The sequence below is a fragment of the Falsiroseomonas sp. E2-1-a20 genome, assembly GCF_051433195.1.
In the GTDB taxonomy this organism is placed as follows: Bacteria; Pseudomonadota; Alphaproteobacteria; order Acetobacterales; family Acetobacteraceae; genus Falsiroseomonas.
Genome location: NZ_JBHMFT010000019.1, coordinates 11,453 through 28,140 on the forward strand (window position 1 = coordinate 11,453; position 16,688 = coordinate 28,140).

Sequence of the window (16,688 nt, forward strand, 5' to 3'; positions counted from 1 at the left end):
CTCAGCCCTTCACCGCCCCCGCCGTCAGGCCGGAGACGATGCGGCGCTGGAACACCAGCACCAGCAGGATCAGCGGCACGGTGACGATGACACTGGCCGCCATGATGCGGCCCCAGGGCAGCTCGAAGGAACTCGCCCCGCTGATCAGCGCGATGGCGACGGGCACCGTGCGCATCTCATCCGTCAGGGTGAAGGTCAACGCGAACAGGAACTCGTTCCAGGCGGCGATGAAGGCGAGCAGGCCGGTTGTCGCCATCGCAGGCCCCAGCAGCGGCAGGAAGATGCGCGTCAGCACCACCCAGGGCGAGGCACCGTCCATCATCGCGGCCTCCTCCAGTTCCACCGGCATCTCCCGCATGAAGGTGGTCAGCACCCAGACGGTGAAGGGCAGCGTGAAGATCAGGTAGCTCAGCACCAGCCCGGCCAGGTTGTTGTACAGGCCGAGCGCGCGGATCAGCTCGAACAGCCCCGACAGCACCGCCACCTGCGGGAACATCGACACGCCGAGGATCACCAGCAGCAGCGTTGTCCGCCCGCGGAACCGCACGCGCCCCAGCGCATAGGACGCGGTGACGCCGAGGAACAACGACAGCGCGACGACGGAGCTTGCGACGATGACCGAGTTCAGGATGTTGCGGCCGAAGTTCTGGCCCTGGAACACCGCGGCGTAGTTCGACCATTGCGGGGAGGACGGCCAGAACTCCGCCTCGAACAGCGCACTGCCGGACTTCAGGGAGGACACGATGGCCCAGTAGAACGGGAACACCGTGTAGGCGACGATGACCAGCACCAGCAGGAAGAAGGCCGCGCGGCCCAGCGTTTTCTTCATCGGCCAGGCTCCGCGCCGAGCCGCACGCGGCCGAAGGTGATGAACAGCGCCGTCACCACCGCGATCACCAGGAACAGCCCGGTGGCGGCGGCCGATCCGTAGCCGACATCCTGGAAATCCACCAGTTGCTGTCGCGCATAGACGGACATGGAGGCGGTGGCGCGGCTGTTGCCGGTCAGCACATACATCAGGTCGAAGACCCGCAGCGCGTCGAGCGTGCGGAAGATGACGGCCACCATCAGGGCCGGCCAGATCAGCGGCAGCGTGATGCGGAAGAAGCGGCCGACCGGGCCGAGCCCATCGATCTCCGCCGCCTCGTACAACTCGTCCGGCAGAAGTTGCAGCGCCGCCAGCACCAGCAGCGCCATGAAGGGCGTCGTCTTCCAGACATCGACGGCGATGACGGAGGCCATGGCGGTGGCCGGGTTCGCGGTCCAGGCGCGCGGCTCCGCGATCAGGCCGAGGTTCAGCAGGATCTCGTTGAGGACGCCGTACTGGTCATGCAGCATCCAGCCCCACATCTGCGCTGAGACCACGGTCGGGATCGCCCATGGGATCAGCATGGCGGCCCGCATCAGCCCGCGCCCGCGCATCCGCGTGTTCAGCACCAGCGCGATGACGATTCCGAGCAGCGTCTCCAGCGTCACCGAGGCGCCGGCGAAGACCAGCGTGTTGCGCACCGCGATCCACCAGTCCGGATCGCTGAACAGGAAGCCGTAGTTCTCCAGCCCGACGAAGCCGAAGTCGTCCAGCGTATCAAGCCGCGCATCGGTCAGCGAGAACCAGATGGTGCGCGCCAGCGGCCAGCCGGCCACCGCGGTAATGGTGACCAGGACCGGCAGCAGGAACAGCCAGGCGGCGCGGGTTCTCTGCTGTGCGATCGTCGATCCGCTCACCACCGCCCGTTGCGCCCGATGCGGCGCAGGTTGCGCTCCAGCCGCGCCAGCGCCGGCCCGGCCTCCGCCTGGTCCGACAGCACGTTGTGCACGGCATTCCAGAACTCCGCCGAGACCTGGTTGTAGCGCCCGCCGGTGACGCCGGAGGGCCGCGCCACGGCGTTGACGAAGCTGTCGTACAGATCGGCGAAGAAGGGATTCGCCGCGATGATCTCCTGGTCCCGGTACAACGGCTCCAGCGTCGGGTTGAAGCTGCCGGCGATGGCGCGGCGCTTCTGTTCCGCCTGGCTGGTCAGGTAGCGCACCAGCTCCACCGCCGCATCCGGATGGCGGGAATAGCGCGAGACGGCGAGCTGCTCGCCGCCCAGCGTCGCGCTGTGCCGGCCCTGCGCGCCGCCCTTCGGCAGCAGTGCCACGCCGACCTTGCCGCGCACCGCGCTGTCCTCCGCATTCAGCAGCGGCCAGGCATAGGGCCAGTTGCGCATGAACACCGCGTTGCCGGACTGGAACACGCCGCGTGCTTCCTCCTCGGCGTAGTTCAGCACGCCGCGCGGCGTGATGTGGCCGACCCAGCCGGCGGCCTGCTCGATGGCGCGGATGGCGTTCGGGTTGTTGATGGTGACGCCACCATCCTCCGCCACGATGCTGCCGCCGCCATGGCTCGCCACCCATTCCAGCGCGTTCACCGTCAGCCCCTCATAGGCGCGGCCCTGGAAGACGTAGCCCCAGATGCGATCATTCCCCGCCGCACGTTCGGCCTGCATGATGTGGCGCGCGGTTTCGGCCATGTCCTGCCAGGTTTCGGGGACCGTCCGGCCATGCTGGTCCAGCAGGTCGCGCCGGAAATACAGCACGCCGGCATTGGTGAACCACGGCATCGCCACCAGCCGCCCATCCACCGTGTTGTTGCGGACCAACGCGGGAAACACGCCCTCCGTCTCGACACGCCCGTTCAGGTCCAGCAGATGCGCCGCCAGCGTGCCGGGCCAGACCACGTCCACCTGCAATACGTCGATGTCGGCCGAACCGGCGGACAGAAGCTGCTGGTACAGCGCCAGGCGTTCCGTGCTGCCGCTGGGTGTCGAGACCAGTTGCACGCGGTTGCCGGTCTCCCGCGCCCAGGCCTCGGCGCCCTCTCGGCAGAGCTGGAACTCGACGCCGACGGCGCCGCAGGAAATCGCGAGCGTCACCTGCGCCTGCGCGGGCGCCCAGGCGAGCAGCATGGCCAGCGTTGCGGCGGCGAGTTTCCTCATCCGTCTTCCTCCCGTTGCGTGCGCGGTCCTTGCGGAGCCGTGTCACACAACGCGAAGCCCTGCCCCGGCGCAACCGCCGGTCGCAGGGTCGTGAACGAAGGGCGCGACTCGGCGCGCCCGCGAGCAAGTGGCCCGCGCTACCACTCCCCGTAGAAGACGCCGGCCGCCTTGTGCCGGTCCGTGCGCAACTCCGCCTCCGCCCAGGTCAGCGTGGTGCGGCGCTTCAGGCCGGTGAACCAGGCCAGCAGCCGTTCGCGCATCGCCGCGCGCACGCCCTCCAGCGCCGGGTCGGCGCCGAGGTCGAAGAACTCCTCCGGGTCGGCCTGCAGGTCGAACAGTTGCGGCCGGTAGCCGCTGGTCCAGTGCACGTATTTCCAGCGCGCATCGCGCAGCATCCAGGCATGGTGGTGCCCGGTCGGCAGGCCGAGCCGCCGGCGCGCGCCGCGAAAGGTCCAGTCCAGCTCGGACACCACCGCATCGCGCCAGCCGGTCGCCGTGCCGCGCGTCAGCGGCAGCAGCGAGCGGCCCTCCAGCAGGTGCGGCGCCGGGTCGAGGCCGAGTGCGTCCAGGAAGGTCGGCACCAGGTCGATCGATTCGACGAAGCGCTGCTCCACCGTGCCGCGCGTGGCGTTCGCTTCCGGCGAGGGATCGTAGACCAGCAAGGGCACGCGCTGGATGCAGTCGTGGAACAGCTCCTTCTCGCCCAGCCAATGGTCGCCGAGGTAGTCGCCATGGTCGGAGCAGAACACCACCAGCGTATCGTCCCAGCGGCCGAGCCGGGTCAGCGCCTCCCACACCCGGCCGAGATGGTCGTCGAGCTGGGTGATCAGGCCCTGGTAGGCCGGGCGGACCGTGGCGATGCACGCATCCGACTGGAAGTTTTCCGAAACCTCCTCCTTCTGCCATTCGCGCATCAGGGGATGGATATCAACACCGCGTTCGGCCGCGTGGCGGGACACCGGCAGGCATTCGTTGGGCGAATACATCGCGTGGTAGGGCGCGGGGGCGATGTAGGGCCAGTGCGGCTTCACATAGGACAAATGCAGCACCCAGGGCGTGTCCCCCTGCGCCTCCATGAACCGGATCGCCTGGTCGGTGGTGTAGGCGGTTTCGCTGTGTTCCTCCGCCACGCGCGCCGGCAGCCGGGCGTTGCGCATCTTCCAGCCATTGTGGATGCCGCCCTGTTCGTCCTGCACGGCGATGACGTAGTCGGTCCAGGGGTCGGCGCTGTCGTAGCCCTTGCCGCGCAGCCAGTCGGCATAGGCGCTGTCGGGCTCGGCGTGGTGGCCGTCATGGCGGTCCACCAGGGTGAACCAGCCTTCCTCCAGCAGCGCGGCGATGTCGCTCTGCCCGTCGAGTTCCAGCCGCTTCATGCCATGCGCATCGGGCAGCACATGCGTCTTGCCGGCCAGCGCCAGCGTCCGCCCGGCCTCCCTCAGGTGCCAGCCCAGCGTGACCTCCCCCACCGAGAGCGGCACGCGGTTGTGCGTCGCGCCATGGGTCGAGACGTAGCGGCCGGTATAGGTCGACATGCGGGACGGGCCGCAGATGCCCGACTGCACATAGGCCTGGGCGAAGCGCACGCCGCGGGCGGCCAGGGCATCCAGGTTCGGGGTCTTCAGGAACGGGTGGCCGGCGCAGCCCATGTGGTCCCAGCGCAGCTGGTCGCACATGATGAACAGCACGTTGCGCACGGCCATCGGCCTTGTCCCTCCCCGGTCAGGCGTCCAGCATAGGCGGCAAGAAACCAACTTGGGAGGTCCGGATGCCCCTGTCCCGACGCCTGGCGCTCGCCCTGGCCGGAAGCCTGGTCGCGCGGCCCGCCTTCGCGCAGGCCGACACGCTGCGCATCATCGCCGCCTTCCCGCCCGGCGCGGCGCTGGATGGCATCGCCCGACTGCTGGCGGAAGCCGCGCCGCGGCACGGCCTGGGCAATGCGATCGTGGACAACCGCCCGGGCGCCAACGGCAACATCGCCGCCGGCCTCACCGCCCGCGCCGCGCCGGATGGCCGCACGCTGCTGCTGGCGATCGACAGCACCTTCACGGTGAACCCCTTCATCTACGGCAGCATGGGCTTCGAGGCTTCGGCGCTGCAGCCGGTGGCGGTCGCCGGCACCTATCCGGTGGTGCTGCTGGTGCACCCGACCAGCGGCATTTCAACGCTCGCCGAGTTCCTGGCGGCGGCGCGGCGCCAGCCGCTGCTGTACGCCTCGGCCGGCTATGGCTCGCCGGGGCATCTGGCGATGGCCAATCTCGGCCACACGCTGGGCCTGCCGCGCGGCGCGCTGGAACACGTCCCGTTCCGCGGCAATGCGCAGGCGGTGACGGAACTGCTCGCCGGCCGCGTCCAGGCCGGCTTCATCGCGATCTCCGGCGGCGCCGAATTCGTCAAGGACGGCCGCCTGCGGGCGCTGGCGATCTCGGGGCCGGAGCGCCTGGCGCTGCTGCCGGAGGTCGCGACGGTGGCCGAACAGGGCCATCCCGGCTTCGACATCCGCTTCGCCTACCTGCTGATGGCACCCGCCGGCGTGCCGGAGGCGCAGCGCCAGGCGATCGGCCGCCTGGTCGCCGCGGTGTTCGCGGACCCGGCGGCGCGGGCCCGGCTGGCGAACTGGGCGGTGACGCCCGACGCCGGGGATGGTGCCGCCGCCGAAGCCTGGGTCGCCCGCGCCTCCGCCCAGTGGCGGCAGGTGGTGCAGGCGACCGGGATGCGGGTGGAGTAGAGGTTCAACCCGGCGCCCTGGGTGGCGCCCAGATCTCCCAGCAGAAACCCTCCACATGGCGGGCGGAAATCGCCCCCCAGCCGCGCGCCGGCACCCGTGGCAGGTCGTGGCTCAACCGGTTCGGCGCGCCGCTCGCCCAATCGGCGCCGACGCTGTTGCGGAAGATGAACCAGCCGCCCTGCGCCTCCGCCGCATCCGGCTGGAAGCCGAGCACGCAGACGGCGTGGCCGGCCACCTTCTCCCATGGCGGCAGCAGCGGGTCGGGCACGATGCCGTGGCGGCGCGCCCGCGGCGACCACCAGTTCGTCAGGCCCTCCGGCGCGTCGGGGTCCTTGAAGACCGGCAGCGCGATGACGACGACGCCGCGATCCACCAGCAGGTCCAGCACCACCCGCGCGACGTTGGGCGGGCGCGGCGTGCCGAAGGGGATGTCCCAGTGGAAGCCGCCGGGCACCCGGTTCGGCGCGGCGGCGGCGAGGACGGGCGGCGGCGGCTCCGCCTCCAGCGGCACGTCATCCTCCCACAGCGCCTCGCCGCAGATGCCCTCCTGCGCCAGCACCTGCGCCGCGTCGCCCAATTTCGTGCCACCGGCCTCCGCCGCGAAGGCCTCCGGCGCCAGGGTGTCCCGGCGGCGGGCCAGGGCGCGCTGATAGACGAACATGGCGGAGAGCTTTTCCGCCGCCGGTGCCGCGCGCCCCCGTTCCAGCGCCGAGGCCACGGCGAAGCCGACGCAGGTGGGGCGAAGCTGCTGGTTGCGCACCGGCCAGTCGAGAAGGCTCTCCGGCACCGGAACCTCGGCGTCATCCGCCAGGCCGGGCACCAGGCCGAGGCCGGGCCAGCGCGGCGGCTGCAGGATGGGCGCACCGGGCGCCGGTGGCCGCGGCGCGGGTTCGGCGGCGCCCGGCGCCGGGGGTGGCGGCACGAAGGGCGCGTCGCGGGCCTCGCGATAGGCCGGCGAGACCAGGCCTTCCAGCCGCCGCAGCAGCGCGTCGCGGCGGATGCCGTGGTTCGCCATCTCACGCGACAGCGAAGGGCTCAGCGCCAGCAGGTCCGCCAGCGCGTCGAAGTTGCGGATCGCGGCCCGGGCGAACAGCCGCATCTCCGGCTCGTTGAGCTGAAGCTCGGCCCCGGCCCTGCGCAGGAATTCGCTCACGGGTTGGGTCCGCCACCATTCGGCACCGGACGCAGGGCCGGCGGGTTCACCGGGCCCGCGCCGGCGACCACGCCGGAATAGTCCGCCCGCACCTGGCCGAGAAGGTCCTGCACCCCCGGCAGGGCCAGCAGGCGCGGCAGCATCGCCGCGGCCAGCGCCTCGCCGGCCCTGGTGTCGCTGGGGAAATGCACCCCGGCCACCTCCCGGTTCTGCGCGATGCGGTCGGCCAGCGCATCGAAGGGCCCGGCAAGGCCGGGCTGCAGGCCCGGCGCCATCGCCGCATGCAACAGGCCGGCGATCAGATGCGACTGGAAGCTGTGGTTGCTGGGGTAGGAGGCGTGCGCCGGCGCGGGGATCATCGGCATCAGCGCCGGATAGACCTGCACCGGGCGGGGCCGGAGGAAGTGCCACTTCCAGTGCAGGCCCACCATGTGCCCGGTGGCTAGCGCCAGCGAGACCAGCGTCATCGTCGCCGGCCGCCCCCCGGCATCCGCCATCAGCAGCCGCAGCCAGGCACCCGCCAGATTGTCGGACTGGGCGCGGATCTCGGCGGCACGTCCGGCGCGCAGGGGGATCTTGGCCAGCAGCAGCTTGATCTCGTCCTTCAGCGCATCCGCGCCATTGTCCGGTTGCCTGGGCACCGCGGCGCGCCAATCCGTGCCGGCGAACTCCGCGAGCAGCACCTGCGCGCGGAAGCGCGGCGCGAAGGCGGCTTTCGGGAAGCCGGCGCCGGACAGCAGCGGGAACTCGCCCGGCTCGGCCTCGAGGCCCGCGAGCAGGTTGCCGCCGAACAGGCCGAGGCCGCCCCCATGGCCACCGTCATGGCCACCGTCATGGCCACCGTCATGGCCGCCATCGTGGCCCCCGTCGTGGCCCCCGTCGTGGCCACCATCGTGGCCACCATCCGTCGAAACACCACCCGACATCGTCTCCGCTCCTTCCAGGCCTGCAAGCCAGTTGGAAAAGACGCGCGGTTCAGGCCGGCAGCCCGGCCGCCGCCACGCGCCTCCGGTACAGCTCCCGCGTCGCGGGGTCGCGATAGGGCGTGCGGGCGGCGACGAGGGAGGCGCGGGAATCCGGCTCCAGCGCCATCACCTGCTCGACCAGCGGCCGCGCCTCCGCGAGCCGGCCGAGGGCGGCCAGCGACGCCGCGGTCAGGCGCAGGTTCGAGGTGTAGTGCGGGTTGGCCCGCTGCGAGCGCAGCCCCCATTCCGCCGCCGCCTCCAGCTCATCCGCCGCGTAATGCGCGATGGCCTTGTAGTGCTGGTAGCGGAAGATCAGCGGGTCCTCCGGCGAAAGGGCCAGCGCCTGGTCGGCGCGCCGCAGCGCCTCCTGCCCCTCGCCCATGAAGGCATAGGTCGGGCTGCTGCGAAGCCAGGCCTCGGCATCGTTCGGCGCCGCCTCCAAGGCACGGTCGAACTGCGTCACGGCATCCGCGTAGCGCCGGCGCAGCACGGTGTGGCTGTGGCCGAGCAGCGCGAGGGCCCGCGCATTGCCGGGGTCGAGGTCCAGCGCCGTGCGCACCGCGGCCTCCAGCGCCTCGGTCTCCGCCGCCGCATCGGGCGACCAGCCCTGGCCGATGCGCAGCGAATGCCAATCGCCCAGCGCGGCGTAGCCGGGGGCGAAGCCGGGATCGAGCGCGATCGCCTGCCGCAGCATCCCGCCCGCCGTCTCGAAGGCCTGGCGCTCCAGCCGGAACACCATCTGCCGCGCCTGCAGCAGCAGGTGGTAGGCGCCGAGCACGCGGGGCGGCGCCTGCCGGGCGGCGCGCAGCTCGGCCTCCTGGACCCGCGGCGCCAGGGTGTGGGCGATGATGGCGGCGATGCGGTCCTGCGTCTCGAACAGCGCCGCATCCACCAGGTCGAAGGATCGCTGCCACAGCACCCGGCCGCTCTGCGCCTCCGCCAGCTCCATGCCCAGGCGCAGCCGGTCCCCGGCACGGCGCAGCGTGCCGGCGGTGACGTAGTGCGCGCCGAGGCGCTGGCCGACCGAGGGCAGGTCGGCCTCCGCCGCCAGGTGCCGCGTCGAATTGGCGGAAATCACCACCGGCTCGCGCAGCCCGGCCAGCGCACCGACGATGCCGTCCAGGATGCCCTCCGCCACCAGGGCCAGGTCCGGGGCGTCCGGCAGCAGCCGGAACGGCAGCAGCGCCACCACCGGCATGCTGCGCACCGCCGCGGGGACCGCCGGCGGGACGGTGACGGGCGCTTCGGCCTCCAGCAGGTAGCCGCGCTTCGCCACCGTCCGCAGCAGCGCGGCATCCGGGCCGAGGGCGCGGCGCAGCTCGACCACGCATTGCGTGATGCTGTCGTCGGTGACGTGCAGGTCGGGCCACAGCGCGTCCAGGATCTCGCCGCGCGCCACCACGCGGCCGCCATGCCGGTGCAGCAGCAGCAGCAGCTCCAGCGTCTTCGGCCGCAGCGACACGCCGGTGCCATCGGCGCAGCGCAGCACGCCCCGGTCCGGGTCGAGCGAGCGGCTTCCGATGCGCAGCTGCGGCGCGGCGGTCATGGCAGCAACGACCTCCCGACGGGACGGGCAGGATAGCGCGTCATCTCGGCTGGCTTCGAGTCCGGTGTTGGGCTGGCAGGAAGCCTGCCCGGGCAAGGTTTCGCGAAGATTTCGTGCGGGCTTCGGGACCGAAGGCGCCGCCCGCTGCTCCGCTCCGCCAGCCCGGGGAATGCCGGGTCCGCTGGACAGGAGCCACGCAGATGACCGGATTAACCCCAAGGGGCAGCAGGCTGGCGCCTCGCGCCGCCGCCCTGATGCTGGCCCTGGCGGCCGCGCCCGCCGCCGCCGGCCCGCCAACCCACCACCAATTGCCCGCCCCCGTCGGCACCGCACAGTTGCTGCGGCCGGAGCGGTCCCATGCGGTGCCACTGGTGGTGCTGCTGCCCGATGCCCTCGGCGACGAGGGCCGCGCCGCACCCTATGTCGCGGCGCTGGAGCACAACGGCATCGCCAGCCTGGTGCTCGGCCTCGGCATCGCCTCGGAGCGCGGCGGGCCGGGCATCGACCCGGCCTCCTCCGCCATGGCGGCCGGCGTGGCGCTGGCCTGGGCGGCGGCGCAGCCCGGCGTCGCGGCGGGCCAGCTTGGCCTGATCGGGCTGGGCGCGGGGGGCCGGGCGGCGCTGGCGGCGGCGGAGGCGGGTGGGCCGGTCGTCGCGGTCGATCCCGGCTGCGCCGGGCTGGCGTTGCCGGAATGGATGCCATCCCTGCTGGTGTTCGGCCGCGCCGCGCCGGATGCGGAGGATTGCATCGCGCTGGAGGAACCGCCGGCCGGCGTGATCCGCGGCGTGCCCGGCCTCGGCCATGGCTGGGACGTGCGGCCGGAGCTGGCGCCGGGTAGTGCCCTGATGCCCGACCCGCGCGGCGGCCGGCGCCGCGTCAGCCCGAACCCGGCGGCGGCCCAGGCGGTCGCGGACCAGGTGGCCGCCTGGCTGGCGCACCAGTTCGCCGCGCGGGGTGCACGCCCATGACCGCGGAGCAGCAGGCCACCCGCCTTCCACCGGCCGAGGCCTGGGAGGCGCCATTGCCGCCACGGCCCGATCTCGCGGCGGTGCCCGCGCCGGACCCCGCCATGACCCCCGAGCGCCACGCCGCGATCCTGCGCTCGGCTGCCCGCACCGGGTCCTGGGAGGCGGCCGAGATCGCCACGCGCACCATGGCGGCGCAGGCGATGCGAGCCGCGATGGGGCGCCTGCTGCGCCGGCTGTGGCGGCGATGAGCCGGCGGGCGCTGGCCCAACCGGCGGTCGATTCGGTGCCGGCCCCGGTCCGGCCGGACCTGGCGCGCTGGCGCGTGGTGGCGGGCGCCTTCCTGGTGCTGCTGGCCGGCTACGGCGCGATCTATTCCTACGCCGCCTTCGCCGAGCCGATCGCCGATGAATTCGGCACCGGACGCGCCAACCTGACCCTGGTCTTCGCCATCAGCGGCGCCTCCTGCTTCTTCGTCTCGCCGCTGTCCGGGCCGCTGGCGGACCGGATCGGCGCGCGGGTGCCGGCGCTGGCGGGGATGCTGCTGGTGGGTCTCGGCCTGCTGGTCGCGGCCAGCGCCCGCAGCCTGGTCGAAGTGCATGCCGGCTACGGCCTGCTGATCGGCCTCGGCACCGGCTTTGCCTATGTGCCGGCGATGGCCGGGGTGCAGGCCCGCTTCCGGCGGCACCGCGGGCTCGCCTCCGGCATCGCGGTCAGCGGCATCGGGGTGGGCACCGCCCTGGTGCCGCCGGCGGCGGAGGCGCTGCTGGCGCTCGGCGACTGGCGGCTGGCCTTCGTGGTGCTGGCGATCGTGCTGTCCGGGATCGGGCTGGTGGGCGCGGCCCTGCTGGATGGGGCGCCGCTGGAAGCCCTCGCGGTGCAACTGCGCCCGGCCGAGGCGCCGCCAGGCGCGGCCCGCAGCTTCATGCCGATCTGGTTCGGGGTGGTGCTGGTTTCCCTGCCCAGCACCCTGCCGCATGCGCTGCTGGTGGGGACGGCGCGCGACCTCGGCCTGCCGCGGGATGCGGCGCTGGGGCTGCTGGGGCTGCTCGGCCTCGGCACCATCGCCGGGCGATTCCTGCTGGCGGCGTTGGCCGATGCCGTGGGGCGGGCGCGGGTGTTCCTGGCGTGCTGCGCGGCGATGTCGGCCAGCCTCGGCCTGTGGGCGCTGGCGCCGGGGCTGCCGGGCTTGCAGGCCTTCGCGCTGCTGTTCGGGGCGCTGCAAGGGGGCTTCGTGGCGCTGCTGCCGGCCTTCGCGGCGGATGGCTTCGGGAGCCGCGACCTCGGCGCCCTGCTCGGGCGGCTGTATACCGCGCGGGGCGTGGCGCTGCTGCTGGCGCCGCCGACCCTGGCGTTCGCCATCGACGCGGCGGGCCAGAGGGCCGCGCCGCTTCTGGCGGCCGCACTGGTGGGGCTGGTCGGGGCCGCGCTGCTGGCGGCGGCGCGGCCCCGCCCGCCTCACATCTCGGCGTAGCTGCCGTTGCGCCAGACGTAGAAGACGTAGTCCGGCACGGTGACGTCGCCCTTCTGGTCGAAGTTGATGTCGCCGAGCACGCTGGCCCAGGGGCCGCCGGACTTCAGCAGCGCCGCGATCCGCCGCGGATCGGTGCCGCCGGCCCGCGTCGCCGCCGCCGCCCAGATCTGCATGGCGGCGTAGGTGTACAGGACATAGCCCTCGGGATCGACGTTGCGGGCACGGAAGCGCTGCACCACCTGCGCCGCGGTCGGGCGCTTACGGGGGTCGCTGCTGAAGGTCATCAGCGTGCCTTCACCCGCTGCGCCGGTGATCTGCCAGAACTCGTTGGTCACCAGCGCATCGCCGCCGATCAGCGTCAGGTTCAGCCCGACCTCCTTCGCCTGGCGCAGGATCAGGCCGGATTCGGTGTGGTAGCCGCCGACATACAGCACGCCGATCTGCGCCTGCTGGAGGCGGGAGACGATGGCGGAATAGTCGCGCTCGCCCGGCGTATAGGCGGAGAACAGCGTCTCCTGCACCCCGGCCGCGTTCAGCGACTTCTTGGTCTCCTCCGCCAGGCCGCGGCCATAGGCGGTGTTGTCGTGCAGGATGGCGATGCGCCGATCCTTCATGTTCTGCGCGATGTAGCGCCCGGCGACGAGCCCCTGCTGGTCGTCGCGGCCGCAGACGCGAAACGTGTTCCAGCCGCCGGCATCGGTGTAGGCCGGGTTGGTCGAGGCCGGGCTGATCTGCAGCACCCCTTCGTCGCCATAGACCTTGCTGGCCGGGATCGAGCTGCCGGAGCAGAAATGGCCCGCGACCAGGGCCACCTGGCGGGAGGAAAGCTGGTTGGCGACGGAGACCGCCTGGCGCGGGTCGCAGGCGTCATCGCCGATTTCCAGCGCCAGCTGCCGGCCGAGCACGCCGCCGGCGGCGTTGAGGTCCGTGACCGCCTGCTGCGCGCCTTCCCGCATCTGGCCGCCGAAGGCCGCGTATTGCCCGGTCATCGGCCCGGCGGTCGCGATGCGGATCGGGCCGGAGCCCTGGGCCAGGGCCCCACGGCCGGCCAGCAGCACCGGCGCGGCCAGCGCGCCGCCCAGAATCGTCCTGCGTTGAATCATTCCACCCACTCCCTGCCTGCGGCGCCGCTTGGCGCTTGTGAATCGAAAGGTAGGCGAGAGACCGGGCGGCTGACCAGCATCTACATCAAGCGGGCCGGCTCGATCTGGTCGATGGCCTGCGCCATGGCGACATCGCGCTCGGACAGCCCGCCGGCATCATGCGTGGTCAGCAGGATCTCCACCCGGTTCCAGACATTCGACCACTCCGGATGATGGTCCATCCGCTCCGCCACCAGGGCGACACGGGACATGAAGCCCCAGGCGGCCGAGAAATCGGCGAAGCGGAAGCGGCGCCGGATGGCATCCCGCCCCTCCACCAGGGACCAGTGCGGCAGGTTGCGCGCCAGTTCGGCGCGGGCGGCGGAATCGAGGGGGCGGATCATGGCAGGCTCCGGCTGGGCTTGACGTTGCGGTCGGCGGCGGGAAGGAAGCAGCGGATGACCCGCTTCAACCACCCCCCGACCCTCGAGGACATCGTGGAGATGGCCGAACAGGCCTTTTCCGCCATCCCCAAGGAGCTGCGCGACCTGGTGCGCGGCGCCGCCATCGTGGTGGAGGAGGTGGCGGATGACGAGACCGCCGCCGAACTCGGCTTCGAAAGCCCCTGGGCACTGACCGGCCTGTATCGCGGCACGCCGATGACGCAGAAATCCGTCTTCGACGCACCGGGCGAGCCCGACAGCATCACCCTGTACCGCGAGCCGATCCTGCTGGAATGGGTCGAGACCGGGGAGGACCTGTTCCGGCTGGTGCGCAACGTGCTGATCCACGAGATCGCGCACCATTTCGGCTTTTCGGACGATGACATCGACCGGCTGGAGGGCGACGGGTAGCCCCCCCCTCACCCAACCGTTGAACGCATGCGTTCACCCCCCCCCAAGGGGGAAGAGGGCTTTGGACTACGCCTCCACCGGCACCTGCACCGTGCTGGTCCAGCCATGCGGGTCGGGCGCGGTGCCGTACTGGATGCCGACGATGGCATCGTACAGCTTGCGGGTCAGCGCACCGGTGTTGCCGTCGCCGATCCGCATCCGCTCCCCCTTGTAGCCCAGCTCCCCGATCGGGGAGACCACGGCGGCGGTGCCGGTGCCCCACATCTCGGTCAAAGTGCCGTCGCGGCCGGCCTGCATGACCTCCTCGATGCTGACCCGGCGCTCGGACACCGCCATGCCCCAGTCGCGAAGCAGCGTCAGGATGGAGTTACGCGTCACGCCGTCCAGGATGGTGCCCGCCAGCGGCGGGGTCACCACCTCGTCGCCGATCCGCATCATGATGTTCATGGTGCCGACCTCGTCGATCCAGCGCCGCTCCACGCCATCCAGCCACAGCACCTGGGTGTAGCCCTGCCGTTCGGCCTCCTGCTGCGCGGCGAGCGAGGCGGCGTAGTTGGCGGCGGCCTTGAGCTCGCCCAGGCCGCCCTGCACCGCGCGCACATGCGTATCCGTCGCCAGGATGCGCACCGGCTTCACGCCTTCCTTGTAGTAGGCGCCGACAGGGGAGCAGATGACGAAATAGGTGTAGCGGTGCGAGGGATGCACGCCGAGCATCACATCCGTCGCGATCACGATCGGGCGGATGTACAGCGCGGTGCCCTGGGTGCGCGGCACCCATTCATGGTCCACCGCCACCAGCGCCTCGAAGGATTGCCGCACCAGCTCGGCATCGGGGGCCGGGATGCAGAGGCCGGCGCAGGACTTGCCGAGGCGCTCGGCGTGGCGCTGCGCCCGGAACAGGCGGATGGCGCCATCCGGTCCGCGGAACGCCTTCAGCCCGTCGAACACCGCCTGGGCGTAGTGCAGGACCGTGGTGGCGGGATCCAGCACCAGCGGCGCGTAGGGGACGATGCGCGGGTCGTGCCAGCCCTTCCCGTCCTCGTAGTCCATCAGGAACATGTGGTCCGTGAAGGACTTGCCGAAGATCAGCGCGGCATCGTCCGGGCGCGGCTTCGGCGTGCGGGTGAGCGTGGTGCTGAAGGAAGCGGTCATGGCGCTTGGCCTTTGTTGCGTGCGGCTGGATGCTATCGCAATAGCCGGTCGCGGCGGAGCCACCAAGGGGAACAATGCACCCATGCGCCGGGGGCATGATAAGTCAGCCTGGCTGACGTAGATGGGGAGGGCGCGAGCGCCCTCCCCCAGTGGGAGAGTCAGTTGCCGACGCGGACGAAGCGCAGCGGGAACCAGTTGTCGGCGAGCTGCTGCAACTGGATGTTGCTGCGCGCGGCCCAGATCACCGTCTGCTGGTGCAGCGGCGCGTGGCCGGCCTGTTCGGTGTGGATGCGCATGGCCTCCTCGATCATGCCCTGGCGCTTCGCGATGTCGGTCTCCACCGCCATCAGGCCCACCAGTTCGTCGAAGCGGGCGTTGTTGAAGCCGCCGACGTTGAACAGGCCGCGGTTGCCCTGGCGCGACGCCATCAGGTTGAAGAAGGCGTTGTGGGCGTCGTAGGTGTTGGGCGTCCAGCCGAGCATGTAGAAGCTGGTGTTGTAGCGCGGGCCCAGGATCTCGGCGAAGTAGCGCGCGCGGGTCTGCGCGTTCAGCGTCACCCGGATGCCGATGCGGGCCAGCATGGCGACGGCGGCGGTGCAGATCGCCTCGTCGTTCACGTAGCGGTCGTTCGGGCAGTCCAGCGTCACCCCAAAGCCGTTCGGATAGCCGGCCTCCGTCAGCAGGCGGCGCGCCAGGTCCGGGTTGTACTCCGGGATCTGGTCCCGCGCATCGGTGTGGCCGTTCACGCCCGGGCCGATCATCAGGCCGGTGGCGCGCGCCTGGCCGCGCATGACGGTGCGGACGATGCCGGCGCGGTCGATGGCGTGGTTCACGGCGCGGCGCACCCGCACGTCCTGGAACGGGTTGCGGCCGCGCACATCGGATTTCAGCAGTTCATCGCGCTGCTGGTCGAAGCCGAAGTAGATGGTCCGCAGTTCGGCCTGCTGGTGGATGGTGATGTTGGCGGTGCGCGACAGGCGCTGCGTGTCCTGCGGCGGCACGGTGTAGACCATGTCCACCTCGCCGCTCAGCAGCGCGGCGACGCGGGTCGCGTCGTTGGCGATGACGTTGAACTCGACGCGGGTCAGGTTGTGCTCCGGCTTGTCCCACCAGCCGGGGTTCGGCGCGAGCACGGTGCGGCGGTCGGGCTCACGGCTGACCAGGCGGAAGGGTCCGGTGCCCATCGCGTTGCGTGTCGCGAAATTCTCGGCGCCCGTGGTCAGGTCGGCGCTGCGGGTGGCATTGTTCGCCTCCGCCCATGCGCGCGACATGATGCCGATACCGGTGATCTCCTCGAGGAAGATCGGGTTCGGCGCGGTGGTCTCGACATCCAGCGTGTGCGCATCGACGGCGCGGGCTTCCTTCACGGAAGCCAGGCTGCCGCCGACGTTGGAGCCCGGCCCCTTGGCCCGCTCGAAGGAGAAGACGACGTCATCGGCGGTGAAGGGCGTGCCGTCCTGGAACGTCACGCCGCGGCGCAGGTGGAAGCGCCACACGGTCGGGCTCGGCTGTTCCCAGCGCTCCGCGAGGGAGGCCTCGACCTGGAGTTGGCGGTTCCGGCGGACCAGCGGTTCGTAGATGTTGCCGTTGAACATCAGCAGGAAGGTTTCCTGCCGGGCATAGGGGTCCATGGAATTGACGTCGCCGTCATTGGCCCAGCGGAACAGATTGGCCTGGACGGCGGATGGCGTGGCGAGGGCAGTGCCGGCAATGAGCGCGGCGGCAATAAGACTACGGCGCACGAAGTTCTCCCGAACGATAGACCTCCTCAGCCTACCCCCGGTAGCAACAAAA

16 protein-coding genes are annotated in these 16,688 nt (G+C 71.6%); 5 read left to right on the top strand and 11 right to left on the bottom strand.

Translation table 11 applies throughout. From position 1 onward, the window contains the following. Position 1: 1 nt before the first annotated feature. The 4 genes from ACFHPP_RS20600 to ACFHPP_RS20615 form a co-directional block, all read right to left on the bottom strand. Positions 2–829, bottom strand: a complete 828-nt coding sequence (locus ACFHPP_RS20600; RefSeq protein ID WP_437165116.1) for a carbohydrate ABC transporter permease — start codon at positions 827–829, stop codon at positions 2–4. Next, positions 826–1,725 carry a carbohydrate ABC transporter permease gene (locus tag ACFHPP_RS20605; protein ID WP_437165117.1) on the bottom strand — a complete coding sequence of 300 codons (900 nt, stop codon included), beginning with the start codon at positions 1,723–1,725 and terminating at the stop codon, positions 826–828. Before ACFHPP_RS20605 ends, ACFHPP_RS20600 begins: the two co-directional genes overlap by 4 nt. Next, positions 1,722–2,978, bottom strand: a complete 1,257-nt coding sequence (locus ACFHPP_RS20610) for an ABC transporter substrate-binding protein (RefSeq protein WP_437165118.1) — start codon at positions 2,976–2,978, stop codon at positions 1,722–1,724. The genes ACFHPP_RS20605 and ACFHPP_RS20610 overlap by 4 nt, the downstream gene beginning before the upstream one ends. Before the next feature lie 137 nt (positions 2,979–3,115). Beyond that, positions 3,116–4,678, bottom strand: coding sequence for a sulfatase-like hydrolase/transferase (locus ACFHPP_RS20615; RefSeq protein WP_437165119.1), 1,563 nt, complete (start codon positions 4,676–4,678; stop codon positions 3,116–3,118). A 65-nt stretch (positions 4,679–4,743) separates the two neighbouring features. Between ACFHPP_RS20615 and ACFHPP_RS20620 the strand changes: the two genes are divergently transcribed. After that, positions 4,744–5,703 carry a Bug family tripartite tricarboxylate transporter substrate binding protein gene (locus ACFHPP_RS20620; protein WP_437165120.1) on the top strand — a complete coding sequence of 320 codons (960 nt, stop codon included), beginning with the start codon at positions 4,744–4,746 and terminating at the stop codon, positions 5,701–5,703. Between the two features lie 4 nt (positions 5,704–5,707). Here the strand turns inward: ACFHPP_RS20620 and ACFHPP_RS20625 are convergent, their stop codons facing one another. From ACFHPP_RS20625 to ACFHPP_RS20635, 3 genes are read right to left on the bottom strand one after another with little or no spacing between them, the layout of a single operon-like run. Beyond that, positions 5,708–6,856: a hypothetical protein gene (locus ACFHPP_RS20625; RefSeq protein ID WP_437165121.1), complete on the bottom strand. Its 1,149-nt coding sequence runs from the start codon at positions 6,854–6,856 to the stop codon at positions 5,708–5,710. Next, positions 6,853–7,782 (bottom strand): phosphatase PAP2 family protein, encoded by a 930-nt coding sequence (locus ACFHPP_RS20630; RefSeq protein WP_437165122.1) that lies wholly within the window; start codon positions 7,780–7,782, stop codon positions 6,853–6,855. The genes ACFHPP_RS20625 and ACFHPP_RS20630 overlap by 4 nt, the downstream gene beginning before the upstream one ends. 49 nt (positions 7,783–7,831) lie before the next feature. Further along, entirely contained in the window at positions 7,832–9,367 is a 1,536-nt protein-coding gene (locus tag ACFHPP_RS20635) for a winged helix-turn-helix domain-containing protein (protein WP_437165123.1), read from the bottom strand. A gap of 200 nt (positions 9,368–9,567) precedes the next feature. Here ACFHPP_RS20635 and ACFHPP_RS20640 point away from each other — a divergent pair, with 200 nt between their 5' ends. The 3 genes from ACFHPP_RS20640 to ACFHPP_RS20650 are packed head-to-tail and all read left to right on the top strand — an operon-like array spanning position 9,568 to position 11,806. Continuing rightward, the gene (locus ACFHPP_RS20640; protein WP_437165124.1) at positions 9,568–10,335 is read left to right on the top strand and encodes a hypothetical protein; all 768 of its coding nucleotides are present in this window, start codon (positions 9,568–9,570) and stop codon (positions 10,333–10,335) included. Next, positions 10,332–10,583, top strand: coding sequence for a hypothetical protein (locus ACFHPP_RS20645; RefSeq protein WP_437165125.1), 252 nt, complete (start codon positions 10,332–10,334; stop codon positions 10,581–10,583). The genes ACFHPP_RS20640 and ACFHPP_RS20645 overlap by 4 nt, the downstream gene beginning before the upstream one ends. Further along, positions 10,580–11,806, top strand: coding sequence for an MFS transporter (locus ACFHPP_RS20650; protein ID WP_437165126.1), 1,227 nt, complete (start codon positions 10,580–10,582; stop codon positions 11,804–11,806). The genes ACFHPP_RS20645 and ACFHPP_RS20650 overlap by 4 nt, the downstream gene beginning before the upstream one ends. Here ACFHPP_RS20650 and ACFHPP_RS20655 read toward each other — a convergent pair. Beyond that, the gene (locus tag ACFHPP_RS20655; RefSeq protein ID WP_437165127.1) at positions 11,791–12,909 is read right to left on the bottom strand and encodes a branched-chain amino acid ABC transporter substrate-binding protein; all 1,119 of its coding nucleotides are present in this window, start codon (positions 12,907–12,909) and stop codon (positions 11,791–11,793) included. The genes ACFHPP_RS20650 and ACFHPP_RS20655 overlap by 16 nt on opposite strands. A gap of 80 nt (positions 12,910–12,989) precedes the next feature. Further along, positions 12,990–13,292 (bottom strand): 4a-hydroxytetrahydrobiopterin dehydratase, encoded by a 303-nt coding sequence (locus ACFHPP_RS20660; RefSeq protein WP_437165128.1) that lies wholly within the window; start codon positions 13,290–13,292, stop codon positions 12,990–12,992. A gap of 54 nt (positions 13,293–13,346) precedes the next feature. On the opposite strand from ACFHPP_RS20660, the gene ACFHPP_RS20665 reads away from it, so the two are divergent. Further along, positions 13,347–13,742 carry a metallopeptidase family protein gene (locus tag ACFHPP_RS20665; RefSeq protein ID WP_430671676.1) on the top strand — a complete coding sequence of 132 codons (396 nt, stop codon included), beginning with the start codon at positions 13,347–13,349 and terminating at the stop codon, positions 13,740–13,742. Positions 13,743–13,808: 66 nt separating this feature from the next. Here ACFHPP_RS20665 and ACFHPP_RS20670 read toward each other — a convergent pair whose 3' ends face one another. Both ACFHPP_RS20670 and ACFHPP_RS20675 read right to left on the bottom strand, forming a co-directional pair. After that, positions 13,809–14,894 carry a branched-chain amino acid aminotransferase gene (locus tag ACFHPP_RS20670; RefSeq protein ID WP_437165129.1) on the bottom strand — a complete coding sequence of 362 codons (1,086 nt, stop codon included), beginning with the start codon at positions 14,892–14,894 and terminating at the stop codon, positions 13,809–13,811. A 158-nt stretch (positions 14,895–15,052) separates the two neighbouring features. After that, positions 15,053–16,636, bottom strand: a complete 1,584-nt coding sequence (locus tag ACFHPP_RS20675; protein WP_437165130.1) for an ABC transporter substrate-binding protein — start codon at positions 16,634–16,636, stop codon at positions 15,053–15,055. Positions 16,637–16,688 lie beyond the last annotated feature (52 nt).